At 72.4% G+C, this 4,480-nt stretch carries 2 protein-coding genes and 2 pseudogenes; all 4 read left to right on the forward strand.

The window, feature by feature from the left end; all coding sequences use genetic code 11:
- A pseudogene (locus ABZ281_RS39525) lies at positions 1-266 on the forward strand (phosphatase); the annotation flags it as partial.
- Positions 263-1,990 (forward strand): SpoIIE family protein phosphatase, encoded by a 1,728-nt coding sequence (locus ABZ281_RS39530; RefSeq protein ID WP_356662815.1) that lies wholly within the window; start codon positions 263-265, stop codon positions 1,988-1,990. The pseudogene ABZ281_RS39525 and the gene ABZ281_RS39530, both read left to right, overlap by 4 nt.
- Positions 1,991-2,207: 217 nt before the next feature.
- Positions 2,208-3,578: an NAD(P)/FAD-dependent oxidoreductase gene (locus ABZ281_RS39535; protein WP_356662816.1), complete on the forward strand. Its 1,371-nt coding sequence runs from the start codon at positions 2,208-2,210 to the stop codon at positions 3,576-3,578.
- 83 nt (positions 3,579-3,661) lie between these two features.
- A pseudogene (locus tag ABZ281_RS39540) lies at positions 3,662-4,480 on the forward strand (FUSC family protein); the annotation flags it as partial.

A 4,480-nucleotide genomic window follows, 5' to 3' on the forward strand; every position in this document is an offset into this window, starting at 1 on the left:
TGCTGTCGCGCCCCGGCATCGTGGGGGTGCACCGGCCCACCACCCTCCGCGAGGAGGAGGCCGACTGGACGGACGACCCGCTGCTGATCCTTCACACCGACGGCCTGCCCAGCCGCTGGACGCCGCCGTCCGGCCCCGGGCTGCCCGCGGCCGACCCGGCCGTGACGGCCGCCGTGACGATACGTGACGCCAGCAGTCCCGCCCGGCCGGTGCGGGACGACACCGCCGTGGCCGTGCTGACCTCGACCCCGCCGGAACGCCCATGATGCGCACTTGGCAGATCACCACCGTCACCGACGCGGCCCGCGCCCGCATCTCGCTCGCGCGCCTGGCCGCCGCGTACGGTGTGCCCACCGTCGAGCGGGCCCGGCTGGCCGCCGCCCTCAGCGCCCACCTGCGCCAGTGCCTCACCAAGGGCGGCACCTGGCGGCTCACCATGGACGTGGCGGGCTCCCCCGCCGAGGAGGGGCTGCTGCACGTCGTGGTGACCCCGTCGCCGGAGGCGTGCGCCGCCGGGGAGCCGCTCTGGGAGGTCACCGTCCCCTGCCCCGAAACGGCCGATGCCGCCGAGGACGGCACCGTCGCCGCCGATACCGCCGCCCTGTCGGAGGCGCTGCTCGGCGCCGACGAGGACACGGCCGTGGTGCTGGACAAACTCACCGAGCAGGAGGATCTGGTCCTCTTCCACCGCGAGGAGCTGCACCAGACCAACCAGGGCGTCCTGGCACTGCACGCCGAGCTGGACGCGGCCGGGCGGGCCCAGCGCGAGGCCTTCGCCGCCGAGCGCAGCGCCCGCAAGGAGGCAGAGAGCGCCCGACGCCGGCTGACGTTCCTCGCGGACGCGAGCGCCGTGCTGACGGCGTCGCTGAACCACGAGGAGATCGTGCGCCGGCTGCCGGACCTGCTGGTGCCGGAGTACGCGCGCAGCGTCGACGTCTGGCTGTTCGACCACGAGGAGGACAGGGACCGGTCGGCGCCGCATCCGGCCGCGGCCGTGGTCGCGGCCCGTACCGGGCGGCCCCAGTACGCCGCCGACCATCCCGGCAACCTGCCCGGCGTGGAGGACCAGCCACCGTCGGCGCTGGATCCCGGCCGACCGCTGCTGTGTGTGCCGCTGCCGACGCGGCGGGCTCCCCTGGGGGTCCTGACGCTGTCGCCGCCCGGCGCGCGCTGGGACCCGGACGACGCGGTGATGCTGATCGAGCTCACCCGGCGGGCCAGCATCGCCATCGACAACGCCCGGCGCTTCGAGCACAACCGCGACATCGCCGAGACGCTGCAGCGCGCCCTGCTGACGGATCTGCCGACCACGCCGGGCCTCAGCCTGGCCGCGCGGTACCTTCCGGCCACGCACGGGCTGAACATCGGCGGCGACTGGTACGACGCCTTCCCCCAGCGGGACGGCGGTCTCATCACCGTCATCGGCGACGTGACCGGCCACGGTCTGCACGCGGCGGTCATGATGAGCCAGCTGCGCACCGCACTGCGGGCGTACGCCGTCGACGGTGACAGCCCGGGCCGGCTGCTGACCCGGCTGCACCGGTTCCTGCACCATCTCCAGCCGGACCTGTACGCCACCGCCGTGATAGCCCGGTTCCACCCGGACGAGCCCACGCTGACCTGGGCCGCCGCGGGGCATCCGCCGCCGGTGCTGCGCCTGCCCGACGGCACCGTGCGCACCCTCGACGCCAAACCCGGCGCGATGCTCGGCATCCCGCTCACCCAGGAGATCGCCGACCACACGGAGCAGCTGGCGCCCGGTTCGACCCTCGCGCTGTACACGGACGGGCTGGTGGAGCGGCGTGCGCAGGGCATAGACCCGGGCATCGAGCGGCTGGCCACGGCGCTCGGCAGGTTCCGTTCCACGGAGCTGGACGCGGACCTGGAGGGGTCGGCGGACCGGCTTCTGCATCCGTTGCTGAGCGATTCCGAGCGGGACGACGACGTGTGTCTGTTGCTGTGTCATTTCCAAGGCGGCGTCGGCTCCTGACGGCGGGTCCGGCCGGACCGGTGTGCACGCGTTCTTCACTCCCGCCTGGTGCTTTTCGGCCACGGTGCGGGCATGGTGGTGATCGACGCGTTCGTCTGCCCGCCGCGCCCGACTGGCGCACCGGCGGGACACACGGTGGGATCGAAAGGGTGCGAACCAGCGATCCAGGGGCAGTCGGAAGGCGTTCGAGGCAGACCGCCTGGAGCCGCAGAAAGGGATGAACACCGTGACACGACCCAGGATCCTGGTGGTTGGCGCAGGTTTCGCCGGAGTGGAGTGCGTCCGCCGTCTGGAACGGAAACTCTCCCCGGACGAGGCCGACGTCACGCTGGTGACGCCGTTCGCCTACCAGCTCTACCTGCCGCTGCTCCCCCAGGTCGCCTCCGGGGTGCTGACGCCGCAGTCGATAGCCGTCTCCTTGCGTCGCAGCAAGAAGTACCGCACGCGGATCATTCCGGGCGGTGCCATCGGCGTGGACCTGAAGTCCAAGGTCTGCGTCATCCGCACCATCACCGACGAGATCGTCAACGAACCGTACGACTACATCGTGCTGGCGCCCGGCAGCATCACCCGGACCTTCGACATCCCGGGGCTGACGGACCACGCGTTCGGGATGAAGACGCTGGCCGAGGCGGCGTACATCCGTGACCACGTCATCTCGCAGCTGGACCTGGCCGATGCGAGCCAGGACCCCGTGGAGCGGGCCTCGCGGCTGCAGTTCGTGGTGGTGGGCGGCGGTTACGCGGGCACCGAGACCGCGGCGTGCCTGCAACGGCTCACGCATGCCGCGGTCAAGCGCTATCCGCGGCTGGACCCGAGTCTGATCAAGTGGCACCTGATCGACATCGCGCCGAAGCTGATGCCGGAGCTGGGCGACAAGCTCGGCAGCAGCGCGCAGGAGATCCTGCGCCGACGGGGCATCGACATCTCCCTGGGCACCTCCATCGCCAAGGCGGGCCCCGAGGAGGTCACCTTCACCAATGGGCGGGTGGTCCCGACCCGCACGCTCATCTGGACGGCCGGGGTCGTCGCCAGCCCGCTCATCGCCACGCTGGGCGCGGAGACCGTCAAGGGGCGGCTCGCGGTCGCCTCCGAGATGAACCTGCCGGGCGACGACGGGGTGTTCGCGCTCGGCGACTCGGCCGCCGTGCCCGACCTGGCCAAGGGGGACGGCGCCATGTGCCCGCCCACCGCACAGCACGCCCTGCGGCAGGGCAGGCACGTGGCCGACAATGTCATCGCGTCCCTGCGGGGCCAGGCCATGAAGCCGTACGTCCACAAGGACCTCGGGCTCGTCGTCGACCTCGGTGGCACCGACGCGGTGTCCAAGCCGCTGGGCGTCGAACTGCGCGGGCTGCCCGCCCAGGCCGTGGCCCGCGGCTACCACTGGTCGGCGCTGCGCACCAACGTGGCCAAGACGCGGGTGATGACGAACTGGCTGCTCAACGCCGTCGCCGGCGACGACTTCGTGCGGACCGGGTTCCAGGCCCGCAGGGCGGCGCGGCTGAAGGACTTCGAGTACTCCGACGCCTATCTGACGCCGGAACAGGTGCGGGCGCAGATCGAGGGGTCGCACGGGCCCCAGTAGACCGGGCCGGGCGGAAGCTCGCGCCGGTGGCATGTCATGCTGAGATACGGATCTTGGTGTGAGTCGGGAGAGAGTGCGGCGGCGTGAGGGCAGCGGGACGCGCGGTGCGGGCACGGCTGCGGGACCGGATCGCGGCGTCCGACCCCGGACTGCTGCGCTTGACGGCCGGGCTGCGGACGGTCGGCGCGATCGCCCTGACCGTGGCCGTGCTCTCCCTGCTGGGCGCCGATGTGCACCTTCTGGTGGCGGGGGCCATGGCGGCGATGGTCGCCACCTTCGCCATCCGGGAGGAGCAGCCGGCCGCGCAGGCCGTGACGTTGGCGCTGGGGCTGCCGGTAGCCCTGGCCTCGGTGTCCCTGGGGGCGGTGCTCAACGCGCGTCTCGTGGTCGGGGACGCCTTCTTCGTCGTCCTGATCTTCTGCGCGGTCTACGGCCGCCGGTTCGGCGACCGGGGGACCGCGCTCGGGCTGATCGGTTTCCAGGTCTATTTCCTGTCGCTGTTCGTGGGCGCCACCGTGGACACGCTGCCCGAGCTGTGCGGTGCGATGGCCCTGGCGTTCTGCTCCAGTGCCCTGATGCGCTTCGCAGTCGTGCCGGCGACGCCCACGGGTGTGCTGCTGCGGCTGCGCCTGGCCTTCCGCGCGCGTCTGGCCCAGCTGGTCTCCGCGCAGGTCGAACTCCTCGACGCCCCCGCGGACGAGATGGACAAGGCGCTGGAGGCGGTGCGCGAGGGCACCGCGCGGCTGCACGAAACGGCGATGATGATCCAGGGGCGGCTGGAGGAGGGCACCCCGGATGAGTCGGCGGCACGGCTGGTGCAGCGCAGGATCGCGGACGCCGAGATCGCCGGCGAGCGGCTCGGCCTGCTGCTGCTGACCGCCCGCAGCGCCGAGCGGGCGGAC

This window comes from Streptomyces sp. NPDC006265 (assembly GCF_040613555.1).
Lineage (GTDB): Bacteria > Actinomycetota > Actinomycetes > Streptomycetales > Streptomycetaceae > Streptomyces.